Origin of the sequence: Erythrobacter epiphyticus (genome assembly GCF_034653295.1) — a bacterium.
Lineage (GTDB): Bacteria > Pseudomonadota > Alphaproteobacteria > Sphingomonadales > Sphingomonadaceae > Erythrobacter.
This window is the reverse complement of the sequence record NZ_JAYEEU010000010.1, coordinates 12,946-32,638: the sequence shown is the minus strand read 5'-3', so window position 1 is coordinate 32,638 and position 19,693 is coordinate 12,946. Positions and strand designations below refer to the sequence as shown.

The 19,693-nt window shown below is 55.6% G+C and carries 20 protein-coding genes; 5 read left to right on the top strand and 15 right to left on the bottom strand.

The annotated features are described in order from the left end of the window. Positions 1–43 precede the first annotated feature (43 nt). From SOQ14_RS13355 to SOQ14_RS13320, 8 genes are all read right to left on the bottom strand, one after another. Positions 44–955, bottom strand: a complete 912-nt coding sequence (locus SOQ14_RS13355; protein ID WP_322898620.1) for an FkbM family methyltransferase — start codon at positions 953–955, stop codon at positions 44–46. A gap of 48 nt (positions 956–1,003) precedes the next feature. Continuing rightward, positions 1,004–1,807, bottom strand: coding sequence for a class I SAM-dependent methyltransferase (locus SOQ14_RS13350; RefSeq protein WP_322898619.1), 804 nt, complete (start codon positions 1,805–1,807; stop codon positions 1,004–1,006). A gap of 67 nt (positions 1,808–1,874) precedes the next feature. Beyond that, a complete protein-coding gene (locus SOQ14_RS13345; RefSeq protein ID WP_322898618.1) occupies positions 1,875–4,346 on the bottom strand; it encodes a hypothetical protein in 2,472 nt (823 codons plus the stop codon). A gap of 81 nt (positions 4,347–4,427) precedes the next feature. Beyond that, positions 4,428–6,737, bottom strand: a complete 2,310-nt coding sequence (locus SOQ14_RS13340) for a glycosyltransferase family 2 protein (RefSeq protein ID WP_322898617.1) — start codon at positions 6,735–6,737, stop codon at positions 4,428–4,430. A gap of 49 nt (positions 6,738–6,786) precedes the next feature. Further along, positions 6,787–7,434, bottom strand: a complete 648-nt coding sequence (locus SOQ14_RS13335) for an ABC transporter ATP-binding protein (RefSeq protein ID WP_322898616.1) — start codon at positions 7,432–7,434, stop codon at positions 6,787–6,789. Continuing rightward, positions 7,431–8,213, bottom strand: coding sequence for an ABC transporter permease (locus SOQ14_RS13330; protein WP_322898615.1), 783 nt, complete (start codon positions 8,211–8,213; stop codon positions 7,431–7,433). Before SOQ14_RS13330 ends, SOQ14_RS13335 begins: the two co-directional genes overlap by 4 nt. 3 nt (positions 8,214–8,216) lie before the next feature. Next, a complete protein-coding gene (locus SOQ14_RS13325) occupies positions 8,217–9,344 on the bottom strand; it encodes a KpsE/RkpR family capsule polysaccharide export protein (RefSeq protein WP_322898614.1) in 1,128 nt (375 codons plus the stop codon). Between the two features lie 379 nt (positions 9,345–9,723). Beyond that, positions 9,724–9,876 (bottom strand): hypothetical protein, encoded by a 153-nt coding sequence (locus tag SOQ14_RS13320; protein ID WP_322898613.1) that lies wholly within the window; start codon positions 9,874–9,876, stop codon positions 9,724–9,726. A 15-nt stretch (positions 9,877–9,891) separates the two neighbouring features. On the opposite strand from SOQ14_RS13320, the gene rfbA reads away from it, so the two are divergent. From rfbA to SOQ14_RS13295, 5 genes are all read left to right on the top strand, one after another. Then, on the top strand, positions 9,892–10,788 hold the full coding sequence (gene rfbA / locus SOQ14_RS13315) for a glucose-1-phosphate thymidylyltransferase RfbA (RefSeq protein WP_322898612.1): 897 nt from the start codon (positions 9,892–9,894) through the stop codon (positions 10,786–10,788). Then, a complete protein-coding gene (rfbC, locus tag SOQ14_RS13310; RefSeq protein WP_322898611.1) occupies positions 10,779–11,324 on the top strand; it encodes a dTDP-4-dehydrorhamnose 3,5-epimerase in 546 nt (181 codons plus the stop codon). Before rfbA ends, rfbC begins: the two co-directional genes overlap by 10 nt. Then, positions 11,321–12,178, top strand: coding sequence for a dTDP-4-dehydrorhamnose reductase (gene rfbD, locus SOQ14_RS13305; RefSeq protein WP_322898610.1), 858 nt, complete (start codon positions 11,321–11,323; stop codon positions 12,176–12,178). The genes rfbC and rfbD overlap by 4 nt, the downstream gene beginning before the upstream one ends. Continuing rightward, positions 12,171–13,220: a dTDP-glucose 4,6-dehydratase gene (gene rfbB / locus SOQ14_RS13300; RefSeq protein ID WP_322898609.1), complete on the top strand. Its 1,050-nt coding sequence runs from the start codon at positions 12,171–12,173 to the stop codon at positions 13,218–13,220. The genes rfbD and rfbB overlap by 8 nt, the downstream gene beginning before the upstream one ends. Positions 13,221–13,419: 199 nt before the next feature. After that, entirely contained in the window at positions 13,420–14,850 is a 1,431-nt protein-coding gene (locus SOQ14_RS13295; RefSeq protein ID WP_322898608.1) for a mannose-1-phosphate guanylyltransferase/mannose-6-phosphate isomerase, read from the top strand. Here the strand turns inward: SOQ14_RS13295 and SOQ14_RS13290 are convergent. From SOQ14_RS13290 to leuD, 7 genes are all read right to left on the bottom strand, one after another. Further along, positions 14,835–15,908, bottom strand: a complete 1,074-nt coding sequence (locus SOQ14_RS13290) for a phytanoyl-CoA dioxygenase family protein (protein WP_322898607.1) — start codon at positions 15,906–15,908, stop codon at positions 14,835–14,837. The two genes, SOQ14_RS13295 and SOQ14_RS13290, sit on opposite strands and share 16 nt — an antisense overlap. Before the next feature lie 60 nt (positions 15,909–15,968). Beyond that, the gene (locus SOQ14_RS13285) at positions 15,969–16,757 is read right to left on the bottom strand and encodes an NUDIX hydrolase (protein ID WP_322898606.1); all 789 of its coding nucleotides are present in this window, start codon (positions 16,755–16,757) and stop codon (positions 15,969–15,971) included. 301 nt (positions 16,758–17,058) lie between these two features. Beyond that, positions 17,059–17,388, bottom strand: a complete 330-nt coding sequence (gene grxD / locus SOQ14_RS13280; RefSeq protein WP_322898605.1) for a Grx4 family monothiol glutaredoxin — start codon at positions 17,386–17,388, stop codon at positions 17,059–17,061. Between the two features lie 35 nt (positions 17,389–17,423). Continuing rightward, positions 17,424–17,657 carry a BolA/IbaG family iron-sulfur metabolism protein gene (locus tag SOQ14_RS13275; RefSeq protein ID WP_322898604.1) on the bottom strand — a complete coding sequence of 78 codons (234 nt, stop codon included), beginning with the start codon at positions 17,655–17,657 and terminating at the stop codon, positions 17,424–17,426. A 5-nt stretch (positions 17,658–17,662) separates the two neighbouring features. Further along, a complete protein-coding gene (locus SOQ14_RS13270; RefSeq protein WP_322898603.1) occupies positions 17,663–17,986 on the bottom strand; it encodes a DUF1476 domain-containing protein in 324 nt (107 codons plus the stop codon). Positions 17,987–18,060: 74 nt separating this feature from the next. Further along, positions 18,061–19,059, bottom strand: coding sequence for an NADPH:quinone oxidoreductase family protein (locus tag SOQ14_RS13265; protein WP_322898602.1), 999 nt, complete (start codon positions 19,057–19,059; stop codon positions 18,061–18,063). A gap of 26 nt (positions 19,060–19,085) precedes the next feature. After that, on the bottom strand, positions 19,086–19,685 hold the full coding sequence (leuD, locus tag SOQ14_RS13260; RefSeq protein WP_322898601.1) for a 3-isopropylmalate dehydratase small subunit: 600 nt from the start codon (positions 19,683–19,685) through the stop codon (positions 19,086–19,088). Positions 19,686–19,693: the final 8 nt, after the last annotated feature.

Here is a 19,693-nt window from a genome sequence, read left to right as displayed (position 1 = left end):
GACAACGCGTGCTCCTTTATGGGCACCCAGTCATCATGGAAAATCACAGAAATCCGGGGGCGTAATCAGAAAGAATATGCAACTTGTCTTTTTGAATAAAAAGCTTGTTTGCATCCCCGCCAGAATTCTTCAATTTTCCTGTTGCTTCGTCAATAATAAAAACTGCATAATCATCACCAAAAATTTCCCGAATTTCTCCAACTCTATATTCGTCTAATATTTCGACGATAGCTATCGGCTTGAAATCAGAAATTGTCTTTTGCATGCCACGAATCACGTTGTCTTCAAAACCTTCGACATCGATTTTGAGCAAGTCAGCACCAAGAAAATCCTGAGCAATAATGAGTTGTTTTTTCATGCTTCCTTGATTAGAGAGCAAATAGTCAAGACTTACTACAGGCACAGATTCCGTAAACCATGGGTTTTCAATCTGCCTGTCTGAAAAACTCTCTCCGCTTCCAAGTGCATAAACGCCGGCTGGGTGACGTAGTTCTAGATGTCCTTCGCGATCTGCAATCCCGAACCTTACGGGGGCTATTCGTGCGTCAAACTCGTTGGCAGAGATGTTCACTAGTAGTCGACTATAAGTTACAAATGAAGGCTCGAACGCCATTACAAAGCAGTTCGGATTATTTGCGGCTGCTGTCAGGGCAAAGACCCCGGTAAACGCTCCGACATCATAAATCCACGTCGATCTTTTGGAAAGGAAAGACCAAAGTTTCAATGACCCCGATTCAAAACTTGCTGGGCCAGAGAATAGATAATGACTTGCAACGACGTCATCAGAGTTTGTAAACATTACAAAAGACTGATCACCGTCGCATGCTATGCAATTAACAAACCCTCGATATTTATGACGAGTCATCGAAAAAGAAACATCATGAAGATCTAATTTCGAAAATCTCGTTGAATCTTTTGATTTTTCATTATTTGATAATAAATCAAAATAATCCATAATATTGACCCCATATATTTCCAAATATAACTAAAAATTTATTTGATATTATTTATATCTTCGCCAATTTTGATCAGACGCAAATATTACACCCACAACACCCCAAAGGCTATCATGCCAAGCTGGGCGGCAGAACCGACGAACCGGATTGCTTCCGTCGACAAGATATACCGGTTCTACCCGACTGATCTCGTCCGGCGCGTCGCACACGCCTTTGTGCAGCTTATCACCTTCCCAGACACTGTCGTGAAAGAGAAAGGCGCCATCATCACAAACGAATTCCTCGTACAGTGCATAGTCGCTCAGTGCGCCATATGCTGTGTGATCTCCGTCGATAAACACAGCATCAAGACGCCTTCCCGCCAAGATGTTACGCACTGCCTCTACTGCTTCACTCGATCTGCTCGATGCGATTACCGGATGGTACGTTTGTCCTGACTTGAGGGATTGTCGCAACAACTCGTCACGGTCAGGATCATCTTCAATATCGATACCAATGATAATTGCATCATCTGCGAGTAGAGATGACAAATAGGCAAGGTTGCCGCGATCAAAGATGCCGATCTCGAGATAGTGCCTTTTCCCTCTTAGCAGCCTAAATGCACGCAGGACGTCAGATAGATACGGATCGCCGTAGTCGCCCACCCTGAATTTGGCGCGGCTTTCAGTTGTGTCTCTTATTTCTTCGGGGGTGGCTAGTTCCTGAACTTTAGCGAGCCTAGGGTCCACAATGAAGAATGACCGGGGAAGCGGTGCGAAGGGGGCGCCAGCGGAACGATCAAAGGGCGTCATGGTCTCTATAAGCGCATCAGGCTTCATAAACTGGGGCGAGTATTGAGGTGTTTCCGTCATATCTCTCAGGTTCCCCAGACGCTTTGATAAGGGTCGGCAAGCGTGCTCTAAATCACCGGTTTGGTTGCTAGCCTATGGCCAATTCATTGAAATGCAATTCGATGTCCGAAAAAATCACCACTGTGTTATCTTCCGGACCGTTGGCCTTGGGTCGAGACAATAGCAAGATCTTGTCATTTCCCTTGCTTACTGCATAGCACATTATTCCCATATCAACCGATCCACCCGGCTCGATTGGGGTCCATGCGGAGATTGCGATTGCGTCGCTTACATATGTGCCCGATGCTGCGGCCAAGATGTCGCCGACGTCGATGTGTGAGCGAGCGAGTGCAATTGCAACTTCCGCTCCCTTATTCTCCATCCGCGCATTGCGGGCTTTCGCCGTCAGTTTGCTAATGCGGCGGTAGCCTCCGCCCAACTCTCCAATCGTGACTTCTCCGTTCAGCGGATGGACCAAAACCCCCTGCTCTTCGCTATCCCATCCAACAGGATTCCAGGTCCGAACTGGGCCGGTGGGGTTGATCCGGAAAATCTGTCTCATTTGATTTTCGCTGAATCGGTGAGGGCGGCCCGCCGCGTCGGACGGCACTTGAACTGGATCTACGCTTAGCAGTCTAGATTGCCAGCCAGAGCCAATTCCCAATTGGTCAAGGATACCAGCAGTGACTCGCTTGCTCGTTTCCTGGCGCTGCCGCATCAAGCCGTCTAGGCCGGCCGCAAGAATTGGCATGACCAACATCGGCTCTCCGCGCAAAGCAAGCGTCCTGGCAAATACCTCGAACCAGCACTCACCAGCCCATGAGTCGAACGGAATACGCTTGAGCACGTCGGTATCTAGCAAGCATAGTGGCGGCAAGATGCGGCTGGAAAGAAGGGCAGTGGAAGGTGCTTCGCCCGAGTAAACCCTCATGTAGTCACTACGTCCTGTCGCCCCATCAAGCACCTCAATATGACCTGTGATCGCCATCAGGGTGGGCGTTTCTCGCTTGGCCTTGACTGCTGCAATCACGAAGTCGGGTGAAACGTCATAGCCAAACGGAAGAAGTACGACCGACTGCGCATTCAGGGCGGCGAGGCGCCTGCCAAACATTTCGGGACATTCGCGCAGACCAGAACTAAATGCTAGCGCCCAACCTTGTTCAATGACTTGAGTGCATTCCAAAGCATCTTGATCGAAGGCGCCAGCAGGCAATTGGAACACGACTTCAAACTTCTCGCCCAAAATTCGAAGCTTCTGGACAACCAGTGAAACCACATCAAATTGACGGCGGAACTCCGGCGAGGACTGTGCACCATAGCAGAAGATCATCGTAGGCCCGGCTAAACCTTCATTGGTCTGTTCGGGCCTAGGCAGGGTTTGTAAATCATTCAGCCAATAGGGTTGATCGGGAGCAGCATTGACCATCGAGGTCGGCTTCCAGTCAACTGCTTGCTCCATCGTGTCAGCCAATGACCCGACTGTTCCATCAAACAGGAGGCAATTTTCGCCGTCGTGCCAACGGTATCCATTGCCAAACGCCGGGCAAGTGGCATTTAGAATAACCTTTCGGCCACCTAGCGCCGCTTCGAAGGCAAATAAACAAAGGCTCTCATATTCCGACGGTACAATTACAATCGAATTATTTATATGATCTAAGCGTTCAGATTGTTTGGCTTGTTCCAAGAATTGAATCTGTTCGCGCATTCGCTCAGGAACCAGCGCTTTAAGGCCCTCGATATACGACCGATCCCACCCGTTGCAGACCAGTCGGCATGTGCCCTTCCAGCCGCGGTTTCTTTCAATTATTAAAATAGCTGCTCGAATAAATAAGTCCGGGCGCTTAACTGGTTGCAAGCGTGAGCCAAAGAGGAAATCTTCACAGGCGCTCGTGTCAATTTCGATTGAAACCTGATCCGCCCTTTTACATATTCCGGGCGAAATATCTAAATAAACAGGAGGAAATTCAAGGTGCGTCCTACCCTCCCATCGACCTTCTAACCCGTAGAAGCGTGCAGTATGATCAATTATTTCTGGATCATGACCAACGATTATATCAGCGTGGGAAAGCAGATGCCTCTCGGCATCAAACATGACACCCGCCCAGTGCCCCGGTTCGTTTACATACCGTTCGACTCCGTAAAGCATACCTTGGGTCGAATGAATGCGCGCACTAATGAGGGTGTTCTGGAAGGCAAGGCCTGCGCGTTTTGCCTCAATGGTTGCCTGCGCCCATCCGCCAAAGTCGGGGAACTCGATAATGTCGAATGTCGTCCCGAAGCGCTCCTGTGCTGCCAAAAGACCTAACAGGTAGGTGTAAGATTGAGCAAATAGCCACTCGCTCGTCCATGGGTGATGAAGCGCGCGCGTAAGCAGTTGGCTTATTTGGGTGGGGTCATTATTCAAATCAGGGCAAACGTGGATTGTGGAAATATCTCCTAGCTCCGCTTCTAAGCGAGCATTAGCTTCTGGGTTTGTCTCAACTAGAGTGGCGGGAACCAGAAAATGTATATCCGCAGGGAGCCCCAATTCCGCATTGTATCTAGCAAAGTTGTAAAGCATCCGTCCGATACCTCCCGGGCCAAGCGGATACAATTCGTTAGTTACAAAGCATATTGATCTACCCGTGCTATTGGTCACGACTTACAGCTCCAGGAATTCTGCGTAGTTCTGCGAGGCGGCCGTGTGACGCCGTGATAAATGGTCGGTGATCATGTCATACATCGCGCTCTCATCTGACTTCAACGCATCAATAACTTTTTCAATATCGCGTGCGAGGAGGCCGGGGTTGTCGAGCCGGCTGGTCGTGCAAAGCTGCACTAGTGGATCTTTGAAGAATTCCTCTACCTCTAAAGGACCCGTGATGGCTGGAGTTCCCACCGCGAAGCTCTCAAGTTGTGTCATTGGCTGGCACTCCGCGAGAGTGGCTATAAGAGTGAGTGAGCTCCGCGCCATCTCATCGTAAAGGTCCCGTCCTCGGAGATAGCCAACAAGGCGCAGCTTACTCAGATCATGTACAGATTCGAGCCCATTGGGAAAGTTTGCAGTCTTCACCACGTCTACGTTCGACGCGATCGATCCAGCAATGATGTTCGTAAATAGGTTCTTGCGCCAGCCGACATCAAGAGGGGCATAAATTTCAACCTTGCTGCTGCGCTGACCCCGCACCAATGGCAAATTGGGGGCGTAATTGATAACGGTCTTTGGCCAAAAGCCTTCGACCGATTGTGCAAACTTTGGCTTGACCGATCCGATGCCGTCTAGCACTCCAAATCGTAGCCGGTTTAACAAACGCGCTATGACGACCATTTCAAAGTGATTGTCGAACTGCGCAGTAGTGACATGGCTGACAACAAAAAATTTTACACCAGGGCCAAGCACTGCACGAAGATAAAGTAAAAGCAAGTCTGCGTTATCAGAGTAGCCTTGAAAGCACACTCGCTGAATACTCAGCTGGGCTATCTGATTTGCAATGGCCTTCTTTTCGTTTTCAGACAAGGTTTCATGAGCAGATATGAGCAGCTTGTGACCAGGGTTATAAGCAGTAGCTTGTCTTATTCCATGCCACTCATGATGAGCGATATGCAAAACCTTTTCGAAGCCGGCCGCTGTGTGACAAAGCCTGGTCATCTGCAAACTGTTGAACAACGGTTGAACGGAGCTCGGCTGCTGACTTTCCGATTGTAGCGCTTCTACCTGATGTTGCTGGTCGACTAATTGACCTGAGCGGGCACGCCCTTCGTGCCGACCATGCATAAGGTAGTGGACGTAGCCGGACTTTTGCCTCTTTGCCTCAACTTCAGCTGCCACATCCGGATTGGCACGGAGGTAGCCCGCTTCGTCAAAACTTGGTGGACAGGGGATATCACAGTCAAGCTTCCGCACCATCGGTAATACCAGGCTCCACGGAGCATTTGGTGGGAGAGGTGAAAGCTTGCGGTATTTTGCCAAAAGTGAAAAGCGCCGCTCAGCTAATACAGCGTTTACGCTCGCTATGCTCCAGGTCAGATCGGTATCAGGTTGGCGTAGTTGCGCATACGAAGGTGGAGCAACATTGATGCGCCTAGATGCCTCCTGAGCAAGTGGCGCTTCAGCCAAATTCGCTTGCAGCGCTACGCGAAGGGATACTACCGAGAGGTTGAGATTCTTCCGAAGGAATCGGTTGCGGACCAGCGTTGTGTGCTGCCGATGCAATGCGACCTGATCCACAACGGTGTTGCGGTACGCCTTCTCTAGGTCTTCATTAGTATCCCTATGATGGTAGTACGCTAATGCTTCCTTAATGACACCAATGTCACCGGAAAGCAAAAATTCGAGGTTGAAAAGCCAGTCACCAAGAACGGGCAAGCTTTCATCAAAACCTCCGATTGATTGCCAAATTGAGCGACGAAATACAAACGAAATTGGCGGGAAAAGGTTCCGGTCAATTAAGGCTTCGAGGTCTATGTTTTCAATGCGGTTCTGATAAGGTTTTTCGGATAGACATACGATGGCGTTTCCTCGCACCACCTCGGACACGTAGGTCGAATGCGTTATCACACCATGGTATTTGTTGCCGCGCTGGCATCTGAGAAATGCGATGGTTTTTGATAGAAAGGTGGGGTCCCAGCTGTCGTCATCATCGTGGATTGTAACGAACTCTGAATGCACCTGTCGTATTCCGATGTTCGACGCCGCTTCCATTCCGAGAGATGTCTCGTTATGTACTATCCGAATTCGGTGGTCTGGAAGTTTTGTATCTCGAACAATTGCTTCTACCTCATCGGCATTGCCACCATCATTGACAACTACCCAGCAGAAGTCATCAAAGCTTTGTGAGGCAACACTTGAAGCGGCGCGGCGTAAGAAGATTCCACGATCTTTTGTGCGAGTCACAACCGCTACAGCGAATTCGTGATCACTATCTCCGGCGACGGAAGGTATCATAGGCTTGATGCTCAAATCATCCTCCATCAGTACAGCTCAAATAACATTTCAATCAAAACCTTTTCTTAATAAAATCCTATAAATTATGATAGGCTTCTATCGCATCTTTTATGTCAGAGTATGCTGTCAAACGCCCGTTATGCAATACAAAGCCGCGTTCGCACAAATTTCCGATAGTGGTCATATCATGACTAGCGACGATCAAGGCCCTATCAGATCGCTTTGTGAATAGCTCGTCAGCGCACTTTTGCTGAAATGCCTGATCTCCAACCAAAATGACTTCATCAATCAAATAGCAGTCAAATTCGATTGCAAGCGAAAGTGCAAAGGCTAATCGAAAACGCATACCTGATGAATAGGTCTTTACTGGCATCGAAAGCGCTTGGCCGAGTTCAGTGAAATCTTCAACAAAATCCTTGATTTCTCGGTATGAGGATCCGTAAATTCGTGAGATAAATCTAGCGTTGTCGTAACCAGTCAGACTTCCTTGGAATCCTCCATTAAAACCAAGTGGCCAAGAGTTGGTCATTTTGCGAATAATTTGGCCGCTATCTGGCAATTCAACTCCACCAATTTGTTTTATCAAAGTTGATTTTCCCGCGCCGTTCCTGCCTAAGAGCGCAACGCGCTCTCCGGGGTGAATGGAGAAGTTGATGCCATTGAGGACGGTGCGGCGCGCGTGACCAACCCTATAACTTTTAGAGAGATTGCGACATTCTATCATTCGATGACTAGCCTCTTTCTAATAATTCTACAAAAGAAAAGGCCAAATAATATTAGATATAATGATACATTTATCGGATATAAAAATTCATATTTTGCGTTTATTGATGGCCCGAAAATGCCAAACCGCATCATTTCCATTCCATGAACAAGTGGTGACCAAAGTACTATTTGCGCAGCCGAAGGATAAAGGGAGCCCACAAAATAGAATGCGCCTGAAAATGGGATGGTTATGTATGTTATGACCGGTATAAACTTCTCGACAACTTCGCTTGTTTCGCTAAGTGGGGCAACGATCAATATAATTCCGAAAGTAAACGCAGAATAATATATCCATCCAATTAGAAATAATCCCAGATCATATGGATAGGGAAAGGCGCCAATTGAATAAAGTAAAATACCTGCAAATAAATAGGCCATCATGTGACCAATTAATTCAATGAAAAAGCGCACAAGGGCCAAATCCAAAACGCTGATTTGGCGATGGTACATTAGACTTCCGTTTGCAGTAAAAATGCTTACACCTCGTTGTACACAACTCCTAAATAGAACTAAGGGGATGTATCCAGTAACAGCGAATGCGATTACATTAACTCCGAAGTCCTCTGGTCCCTTTAGTGCAGTCCAGAGCAGGCCAACGAGAAATGCAAACAGCAACGGTTCCGCCATTACCCACAAAAAACCGATATTCTCTCTTCCAAATCGGGTCGTCAGCTCACGCAACATCAGGGCTTTGATAACCCTAACTTGAATATCCCAACCCTTGGCCAGCGATGCCATTGCTTAATCCTCAGGCGCGTGTTCGAGGATGCCAACCACGAACATCCAGATGATGAAATAGAGGCACAGCGCAAAGCCGAGGATCGTGAGAACGGTCTTCAGCGCCTTGGGGTATTCCGGCAAATCCGGCACATTGGGTTCGACCACCCGCTCAAGGTAGAATTGCTGCTTGAGCGCCTCGGTGCGCGCTTGCTCAAGCGAGGATTGTGCAATCGTCAGCAGTTGTGAAGCGAGCTCCTGCTCCAGAACCAAAGCCTCGTAATCCGGAAGCTTGCCGCTGATGTTGTTGCCGCCATCGCCCGCGAGCCGCGCATTCTGGCGGTTGATTTCACGCGTGAGCGAGGCGATCTGTTCTTTAAGAACGGGGATTGAGGGGTGATCCGGCGTGACCTGGCGTAGCGTTGATAGCTGCGCTTCCAGCGCTGCGCGCTCCGTAATAAGACGATTGGCGATTTCCACGACACCAGTAGCCTCTTTTAGGGGCTCGACCAATCGGACCTTGTTCCGGTACTCGGATGTCGCTTTCAGGGCGGCTTTTACCCGAGCCTCGGCCTCAACAACGCGACTTTCTGCCTCCGCTATGGCCTTGGTCCGTGCGCTTTCATTGAGCTCGTTGACGAGCGTTTCGCTCTGTTCAAGCAGTTTGCCGTTGATTGAAGCAGCCTCTTGCGGAGAAAAGGCGATTGTCCTCAGCACCACGAGACCAGTGTCATTGTCCCTGCTGATCTCGATTTTGCTGCGATAATAATCGAACAGGTCTTCAAAGGCATCCTGCTCCCAAGGGCGCGGGAAACGAGACAGCATATCGACATCGCTGTCACCGTAAGCCTGCTTTATCCGGAGCTCTTTCTCAAGGACGGTAAGAGCCGACCGCGAGCGGACAAAATCGATCACTTGGTTGGACTGCTCCTGACCACTCGAGAGTCCAGTCGATTGGATTAGGTTCGCGAATGAGGTCGTCTGGGCGCCGCGCTGATTGGGCGCCTTAATCACGAAGCGTGACTCTGAGACATACTGCTCCGAGGCGATCCCGAAATAGTAGATTGAACTGAGGAAAACTGGGAGGATGACCCCAACCAGAAACCATGGGTTACGGGCAAGTTTCTGACCCATTTTGCGAAGCAGATTCATGCCGCGCTCTATGGCGCGTTGCCTCCCGCAACACCAGCCCAAATTCTTCCGGCATGCCAGGAGAGCGGCGAGCAGCGGGGATGGCTTGAGATTGTTTAGGCGACTTATCGCTTTGGTGTCTCGGCTGGTCGCTTTCCTCGTACACTAGGGCCTCGCCGCCAAGCTTTGATGTTCAATCAGCGGATGAGTGATGAGCCTTTCCGCTCTGTCTATTCGCCGTGACTCACGCAATCATGGCCGTAACCAAGATCGGTCCCAGCCAATCCGCTAGCTGATCCGCTGTGCTCCAAACCCTCAGGTCAGCTGCGCCCCCAACGGCGGGCTGTGAGGCCGATAAAGATCTGCAAAGCAACCGCAATGATCGTATGTTCTAACAAAATTACTTGCTGATGCCGTCGAGATTTTTAAGTGGCAATATGAGATTGCGATCGGGCGTCATGGAGTCATGCATAGCGAGCGCGCTGGTACTATTACAACTAATGCCGAGAAACTTCTTGGTTCCTTGCAAATGGGTTGCAATCTTGATCAGCATCCATAGGGCTCAAGCATGGCTACAAAACGCAAAGGCATCATCCTCGCCGGCGGATCAGGAACGCGGCTTTACCCTCTGACACGCGGCGTCTCCAAGCAATTGATGCCCGTTTTCGACAAGCCCATGATCTACTATCCGCTCAGCACGCTGATGCTGGCCGGTATCCGCGAGATCCTCATCATCACGACACCCGAGGATGCCGCCCAATTCCAGCGTGTGCTGGGCAATGGTGCGGATTTCGGGGTCGAGTTGACCTATGCTGTCCAGCCCAAGCCCGAAGGCTTGGCGCAAGCTTTCCATATTGGTGCGGATTTTGTGCGCGGACATTCCAGCGCGCTGATCCTGGGCGATAACATCTTCTATGGTCATGGCCTGCCCGCTCTGCTGGGCAGAGCAGGCGCGCGCGGTGAGGGGGCAACCGTATTTGCCTACCGCGTGAGCGATCCGCAGGCCTTTGGCGTAGTCGAGTTCGACGACGCGGGTAGGGCGATCTCCATCGAGGAAAAGCCTGCCCAGCCCAAGTCGCATTATGCGGTGACCGGGCTGTACTTCTACGATGATACAGTCGTGGACCGTGCCCGCGATCTCAAGCCATCGTCCCGCGGAGAGTTGGAGATCACCGATCTCAATCGGCTCTATCTCGATGAAGGGGCCATGTCGGTGGAAATCATGGGCCGGGGCTTTGCGTGGCTCGACACCGGAACGCATGCCTCGCTGCTCGATGCTGCAACCTACGTCCGCATCACCGAAGAGCGGCAGGGGTTGAAGATTGCATGTCCCGAGGAAATTGCCTGGCGTCAGGGTTTCATCGACGAGGCGCGCTTGCGTGAAATTGCACAGCCTTTGCGCAAGTCGGGCTATGGCGAATACCTGCTCGGGCTGCTGGATAATCAGGTGCGCTCATGGAGCTGATCGAGACGGCGATCGCGGGACCGATCATCATCGAACCCCGCGTGTTCGGGGATGCGCGCGGTTTCTTTATGGAAACGTGGAACGCCGCTGCTTTCCGCGAGGCCAGGCTGGATCTCACCTTTGTGCAGGACAACCACAGCCGCTCGCAGCGCGGCGTGCTGCGCGGGCTGCATTTCCAGAATCCCGGGCCACAGGGTAAACTGGTACGGGTCACGCGCGGCGCGGTTTACGATGTGGCCGTCGATTTGCGCGGCTCCTCACCTACCTTCGGCCAGTGGGTCGGTGTGGAATTGAGTGCCGCCAACCAGCGCATGTTCTGGGTGCCGGAAGGCTTTGCTCACGGGTTTGTCACGCTCGAGGATGATACTGATTTCCTTTACAAGTGTACGGCGCCCTATGCTCCCCAGACGGAGTTCACGCTGGCATGGGATGATCCGTCGGTCGGCATTGATTGGCCGCTTGACGGGATCACACCGCTGATTTCAGAGAAGGATGCGCGCGGTCTTGCGCTTGCTGATGTGCCGGTGTTCCCATGAGGGTGCTGATCACCGGGGCCAAGGGGCAGCTTGGCGGAGCCTTGCAGCGCTGCGCGCCGTCCGAGGCCGTGATCACGGCCATTGATGTTGCCGAATGTGATCTCACCGATGCGGCAGCCTTGCGCGATGTGCTGCGGCGAACTGCGCCCAATCTCATTCTTAACGCAGCCGCTTACACGGCCGTCGACAAGGCAGAGAGTGATGAAGCGACCGCGCAGGCGATTAACGCCGATGCGGTCGCCGTCATGGCCGATGCGATGGCGGCCACAGGCGGTAAGCTGGTGCATGTTTCGACCGACTATGTGTTCGATGGCACCGCTGCCTCGCCCTATTCGCCCGATGCCGCACGCAATCCGCAATCAGTCTATGGCCGTACCAAGGCCGCAGGCGAGGATCATGTTCGCGACAGCGATATTCTGGTGCGGACGGCTTGGGTTTACGAGGCTGGCGGGGCCAATTTCGTACGCACCATGATCCGGCTCATGAAAGAGCGCGAAGAGCTTGGCGTGGTGGCTGATCAGATTGGCTCGCCGACATGGGCCAGCGGTTTGGCGCGCACGATCTGGGGGTTGGTTGCAAAGGACGCGTCGGGCACGTTCCATCATTCGGACGCAGGCGTGGCCAGCTGGTATGATTTTGCGGTCGCGGTAGCCGAGGAAGCGCACGCGCTTGGCATGATCCCGCGTATTCCGGTAATCCGGCCGCTGACCACGGCGGATTATCCGACACCCGCGCGGCGCCCGGCTTTCTCGCTTTTGGATTCCCGCGCGACGCGTGCCGCGCTTGGTGATGAACCCGTTCACTGGCGCACGAACCTGCGTCTGATGCTCGAAGAGGAAGTGCAGCTTGGCTAACGTGCTCGTAACCGGCGGTGCCGGGTTCATTGGCGGCAATTTTGTCCATTATTGGAATGCCACGCATCCCGAAGATCGGGTGATCGTGCTCGATTGCCTGACCTATGCGGGCAACCGCTCTACCCTTGAAGGCGCGCCCCATGCCGAGCTTGTGGTGGGGGATATCCGCGATACCGCGTTGGTCGAAAAATTGCTGCGTGATCAGGCTATTGTCACCATCGTGCACTTTGCGGCTGAAAGCCACGTTGACCGATCGATCAGCGGGCCGGATGCTTTCATCGATACCAATATTCTGGGCACCAACAGTCTGCTCAAGGCCGCGCGCAGCGTGTGGTTGGATGGCAGCGGGCAGCCGCACCGCTTCCACCACATTTCGACCGATGAGGTCTTCGGCTCGCTGGGTCCGAATGATCCGGCGTTCAGCGAGACGACGCCCTACGCGCCCAATTCGCCCTATTCGGCGTCCAAGGCCGCCTCGGATCACCTCGTGCGCGCCTATCACCACACCTATGGGCTGGAGGTGACAACCAGCAATTGTTCGAACAATTATGGTCCTTACCAATATCCCGAAAAGCTGATCCCGCTGTTTCTGCTCAATGCGCTGCACGGCCGCCCGCTGCCGATCTATGGCGATGGCATGAATGTGCGTGATTGGCTGCATGTCGAAGATCACTGCCGCGGGATCGAGGCCTGTCTGCTTAATGGCAAGCCGGGCGAAACCTATAATATTGGGGGCGGTGCCGAACTGCCCAACATGACGGTGATCGATACGATCTGCGCCGAAGTAGATCGTGCATTTGTCGAGATCGAAGGTCTCGCAGAACGCTACCCCGATGCCCCCGCGGCCAAGGGGGTGCCCACCAACCGCCTCAAGACCTTCGTTACCGATCGCGCCGGGCATGATCGCCGTTATGCCATTGATGAGACCAAGGCCCGTGCTGAACTCGGCTATGCGCCGGCGCATGGCTTTGATGATGGCCTGCGCCAGACATTGCGCTGGTATCTCGCCAATGAAGCATGGTGGCGCCCGCTGCTGAAGTGATGCCCGCAGACGCTTAACGACGCGGCTGACGGGCACTGAGGGCGTGGTCCGGATCGCTGGTTTCCGGCTAATCGCCTCTTGCGCTATCACCATGTGCCGCAAATGGGCTTCACCCGCTTTGCTGCGGTCCCTATAGATGGCAGGCATGTCACCGCGTTCGGGCCTGCATCCGATCAGCCGAGCGGACCAAGGGGTAACCATGACTGATCTTATCTATCCGGTGCTTCTGTGCGGCGGCGCAGGAACCCGCCTCTGGCCGCTTTCGCGAAAGAGCTACCCCAAGCAGTTCGCGCGGATCATCGGGCCGGATAGCCTGTTCCAGCAATCGGCCAAGCGCTTGTCGGGTCCGTCCTTCGCAGCGCCGACGATCGTAACCGGCCATGATTTCCGCTTTGTTGTGGTGGAACAACTGGCAGCCTGCGAAATCACGCCGCATGCAATCCTCATCGAGCCCGAAGGGCGCAACACAGCGCCAGCGGCACTGGCATCTGCGCTGGTGCTTGCCGCAGATGATCCCGATGCGCTGATGCTGCTTGCACCTTCTGATCACGTGATCCCTGACGATGATGCGTTTCGCGAAGCCGTATTGGCAGCGAACCCGCGGGCGAGGGCCGGCGATCTTGTGACTTTCGGGATTTATCCCACCCGGCCAGAAACGGGCTACGGCTATCTCGAGCTTGCCGCCGATGCCGATGCCAGCGCGACTGTCCCGCAAACGCTCGCCGGATTTGTCGAAAAGCCCGATGCCGAACGCGCGGCAGCGATGCTCGCGTCGGGCAGATACCTCTGGAATGCCGGGATCTTCCTGTTCACTGCTGCGAGCCTGATCGAGGCAGCCCGAAACCACGCGCCCGATATTCTTGAAGCCGTTGAGAGGGCTGTTCAGGGCATGACGCAGGATCTTGCCTTCACGCGGCTTTCCGAAGCCGCATGGCAGAATGTGCCAGCGAATTCGATTGATTATGCAGTGATGGAGCGGGCCACCAACCTTGCGGTGATGCCTTATGCGGCAAGCTGGTCAGACTTGGGCAGTTGGGATGCCGTCTGGCAGGAAAGTGGCCCTGATCATGATGGCAATGTGCTGTCGGCAAACGCGCTTGGAATGGGTTGCCGCAACAGTCTGCTGCGCTCCGAGAGCCCGCGGGTCGAGGTGGTCGGGATCGGCCTTGAGAACACCGTTGTGGTCGCAACCGGTGATGCTGTTCTGGTGGCGAACAAGGCAGACGTGCAACAGGTCAAGGACGCGGTCGTGGCCTTGCAACAGCGCGGTGCACCACAGGCTGAAGCCTTCCCCGTTGATCGCCGCCCTTGGGGATGGTTTGAATCGCTCGTCATCGGGGACCGCTTCCAGGTCAAGCGTATCGAAGTCCTGCCCGGCGCTGCCTTGAGCTTGCAAAGCCATCACCACCGGGCCGAACACTGGATCGTGGTCGAAGGCACTGCACGGGTGACCATCGATGATACGGTGCAATTGCTGAGCGAGAACCAGTCGGTCTACATTCCGCTCGGCGCGGTGCATCGCCTTGAGAACCCCGGCAAGGTTCGGCTCACGCTGATCGAAGTGCAGACCGGAAGCTATCTCGGCGAGGATGACATCATCCGGTACGAAGATCGCTACGCGCGCGAGTAAGGAGGCTCGCCGTCCGTCTTCTCCACCGGCATGCGGCGCCCAACCGGCCGCCATGGCTGGCCGATCCAGCGTTCCAGCCGGTCACGGAATGCCCAGACCACGCCTACACGCCGCTCGGCGATGCCGGGCAGGCTAAACAGGTCACCACCGAGCCACGGCAGGAACGGATTGCGCCGCGCGTAGGACCAGATCTCGACCCGCTCACCGCTGCGCTCGGACGCGCCGCGCGCGTGGAAACCCACGGTGTCGGCCACCACCAGGGTGTTTTCGGCGACGGTTACGGGCAGGGCAGGGGGCAAACCCAAGGCCGGCAGCTCCTCGGGCTCGATCCGCGGTGAGCCGCGCGCTGACAGGCGATCAATGGCATAGGGATCAGCAAGGCTCCGCTGGCGCTCGCACGCCAACCTTTCGCGCGTGAAGCGATGCGATCCCGGCACATAGGTGAAGGGGCCATCCTCGAGCGCGACCGGTTTCAGGAACAGCCACGATTTGAGTGAGGCATGGAAGCTGTCGGCATGGAGCGCTTCCTGCGGATCGGGATCATACCCCGCCACCTTGCTGACGATCGTCTGGATGTAGTGGAGCGGCGTGGTGCGATAGCTCGCGACATAGTGAAACAGCGCGACGATATCATCGCGCGCCAGCAAATCCCGCAGCGCTGGGATCGCGTGCAGCATCGCGGGATCAACCGCGAGGCGCCGCGTAATGGCATCGCCCTGCTGCATTTTGCGCGCGGGGCCTTCATAAGCGAGAATAGCCGAGCGCAGCGCCGGAAAGGCTTCGGGCGGCACGATGTCCGGGATGACGACAAAGCGATCGCGATCAAACGCCGCGCGCCATTCGGGCCTCACCTTGTGCGCCAACCGCCTGCGTCGCCATTGGCATAGCCAATCCGCGAGGCGCACCCGTGCGGTATGCAGGCCGCGTTCGTTAAGCCAGCGCGAGCCGATCAGCGGATTGTCGAGAAAGCTCTTGGCCCCGGTGAGCAGCATTAACGCCCAGATCGGGATCATCAGCAGGGTGCTGATCCGTTTTCCGGAGGCGGGCTGGGTGGCCATGGGGCCCCCTATGCCCGGAATGCCGGAATTTTGAAGCGCCCGTCCGGCGCAAACGCCGGCCTATCCCCGCGCCACGCTGTCGAGCAGCTCGCCCGTCACCGGATAGCCTGCATCCTCCAGGATCATGAGCCATGGCTTGCCGTCCTGCTCGACCACTTGCGGCATGATTGTGCGCACCGGAATGGCTTCGGCCTGTGCCTTGGCTTCGGCAAAGGAGCCGAACAGGGCAAGGCGTTCCAGATTGCGGCGGGTCGGGAAAATCAGCTTGATCTCGCCCCGGTCAGCCGCCTCAAGCGCGCCCTTGGCACTGGTCCAGAACAGATGGGTGTTTTCGGCATGATCGATCGATACATCGACAGCGCCCGTGCCAAGATCAGCGAGGTAGAAGCGCGTGTCGTAGACGCGCGGAATGTTCTCGTTCTTGGGAAACCAGCGCGCAAAGGGCGTGATCTGGGAAAAGTCGAGGCTCCAGCCAAAGGCCTCCAGCACGGGGGCAAGCGTGCCGGATTCCGCCAGCATGGCGCGCGCGGCCGCCGCGCTTTCCGCCGAAATGTCACCGGCAAGGCCAAGCGCCAGCCCGGTTTCTTCAAGTGTTTCGCGCACGGCAGCGATCTGGTGCGCCGCTTCATCATCGGCCAGCGTGGTCTCGCCGCTGCGAACGACCGCTTCTGCCAGTGCGAAGTCTGCCGGATCAACGCGCCCGCCCGGAAACACCGCCATCCCGCCGGCAAAAGCCATCCCCTTGGAGCGCACGGTCATCAACACTTGCGGCAAACCGCCAGCAGGACAGTTGCGATAGATGATGATGGTGGCGGCAGGGATGCCGTGCGGCGGGGCGGGTGTGTTCATCACGATCGAAGATGACGCGCCGCGCAGACCTTGCCAAGAGGCAAGCGTGGTAAAACTGGGCGCAACCATATGTCGGATTTTCTGACAATCGGCAGAAGATTGTCGAAGGCCTGCGCGTGGAAATGCTGAAATATCAGAGAATTATTGACTTTGGCACGCGCTGTGCATAATTTCACATGTCATAGTGGTCTTTGACGAGAGGCGCGATCTTCCTGGTCTCTGGGTTGCGCCTCCCCCAATAAAAAACCGCTCCGCACTGGTCCTGCGGAGCGGTTTTTTGCTTATGGCTCTGGGTTGTGCGTCAGGACACCTTGGGGACACCCTGTTCGTTGAGCAGCTGCTGCAATTCGCCCGCTTCGAACATCTCCATCATGATGTCACTGCCGCCGACGAATTCACCCTTCACATAAAGCTGCGGAATGGTCGGCCAATCGGAAAAGCTCTTGATGCCCTGACGGATTTCCATGTCCTGCAGCACATCGACGCTTTCATAGGCGACACCGCAATGATCGAGGATCGCAACCGCACGGCTCGAGAAGCCGCATTGTGGGAAAAGCGGGGTGCCTTTCATGAACAGCACCACATCATTGCTGGTGACGAGATCGGAAATACGGGCGTGGGTATCAGCCATGGTGGGTGCGGCCTTCGTTTGCTTGCGGTTGCAGGTTAGGTGGGAGTGCGGGTGGTGACTTGCAAGGCGTGCAGTTCGCCGCCCATGCGTCCGCCGAATGCGGCATAGACTAGCTTGTGCTGGGCAACGCGGCTTTTGCCGACAAATTGCGGCGCGGTGACGGTGGCCGCCCAGTGATCATTATCGCCCGCCAGATCGGTGAGTTCGACCGTGGCGCCCGGCAGGGCGGCGAGGATTGCTTCCTCGATGGCCTGAGCAGTCATCGGCATGGGCCTTACGCCTCGCCCATCAGCTGGCGGCGCGCCTCGATCGTCATTTCATCAAGCTTGGCGCGGATGTCCGCTTCGGTGATGTCCGTGCCCGCGGCGGTGAGATCGCCGAGCAGCTTGCGGATCACGTCTTCATCGCCCGCTTCCTCGAAATCGGCCTGCACGACCGCCTTCTTGTAGGCATCGGTTTCCTCGGCGGTGAGGTTCATGGCTGCGGCCGCCCATTCACCGAGCAAACGGTTACGACGGGCAGCAATGCGGAAGGCGGTGTCCTGATCCATCGCAAACTTGGCTTCTTCGGCGCGTTCACGATCCTTGAAATCGGTCATGGGATATCCCTCTGGTGTGTGTTGTTGCAAAATAGGCACCTTGATGCGGCGGAGCAAGCGGTGCCGGGAGCAAGTCAGTCCATTGTCACCACCAGCTTGCCCACCGCTTCGCGCGCTTCGAGCTTGGCAATGGCATCGCCCGCGCGGGCAAGGGGGAAGGTCTCGGACACCAGCGGATCGATCTTGCCCGCCTTAATCAGGTCGAACAGCTCGTTCACCTGCGCATGGAAGCCTTGCGGATCGCGCGCGGTGAAGGCGCCCCAGAACACGCCGCAGATGTCGCAGGACTTCAGCAGGGTAAGGTTGAGCGGCATCTTGGCGATCCCGGCGGGGAAGCCGACCACGAGGAAGCGGCCCTCCCAGGCAATGGCGCGCAGGGCAGGCTCGGAATATTGCCCGCCGACGATGTCATAGACGATATTCGCGCCCTCCGGCCCGCAGGCCTTCTTGAAGGCATCGGCAAGAGCTTTCGAAGCGTCCTTGTCCATCGCCTCGCGCGGGTAGATCACCACCGCATCGGCCCCGGCCTTGCGGGCGACTTCACCCTTGGCTTCGGAGGAGACGGCGGCAACGACGCGCGCGCCAAATGCCTTGCTGAGTTCGATAGCCGAAAGCCCCACGCCGCCCGCCGCGCCAAGGATCAAGACGGTGTCGCCCGCCTTGATGTGCCCGCGGTCCTTGAGGCCGTGGATGGTGGTGCCATAGGTCATCAGCAGCGAGGCGGCTTTTTCGAAGGGCACGCCATCGGGCACCTTGAACATGCGGCCTGCGGGGACGATCACCTTTTCGGCCAACCCGCCATGGCCGATCCCGGCGAGCACCCGGTCCCCCACGGCAAAGCCTTCCACCCCTTCGCCGACTGCTTCGATCACGCCCGAAATCTCGCCGCCGGGCGAAAAGGGACGCTGCGGCTTGAACTGGTACATGTCGCGGATGATCAGGCCGTCGGGGTAATTGATGGCGCAGGCCTTGACCGCGACCAGCACTTCGCCCTTGCCGGGCGCGGGGGCTGCGATCTCATCGAGCGTCAGGGTTTCCGGCCCACCGACAGCGTGGGTGCGAATGGCTTTCATGATTTCCTCTCCCTTGGGTCTTGCAATCAGGCAGCGGTGCCGCGCATCAGCCAGCTTTGCTGTCCGGCCCTGCGTGCCTCGAAGGCGCTGATAGCGGTGTCGCGTTCCAGCGTGAGCGCCACTTCGTCGAGCCCGTTGAGCAGGCAATGGCGGCGAAACGCATCGAGTTCGAAGGTGAAACGATCCTGAAACGGGGTCGTCACTGTCATGCTTTCGAGATCGACATCGATCGGCTCGCCCGCCTGGGCCACTTCGAGCAGGCGGTCAATCGCGGCCTGCAGCAGCACCACCGGCAGGATCCCGTTCTTGACGGCATTGCCCGAGAAAATGTCCGAAAAGGACGGGGCGATAACCACCTTGATGCCGAGATCGAGCATCGCCCAGGCGGCGTGTTCGCGGCTTGACCCGCAACCGAAATTGTCGCCCGCAATCAGGATCGGGGCGCCGGCATAGGCCGGATCGTCGAACACATTGCCGGGCTCGGCGCGGATGGTCTCGAAGGCGCCACGGCCAAGCCCTTCGCGGGTGATCGTCTTGAGCCAGCGCGCCGGAATGATGATGTCGGTGTCGACATTCTTCAGACCAAGCGGAATGGCGCGCCCGGCGACCTGTTTCAGCGGCTCCATGCGCAGCG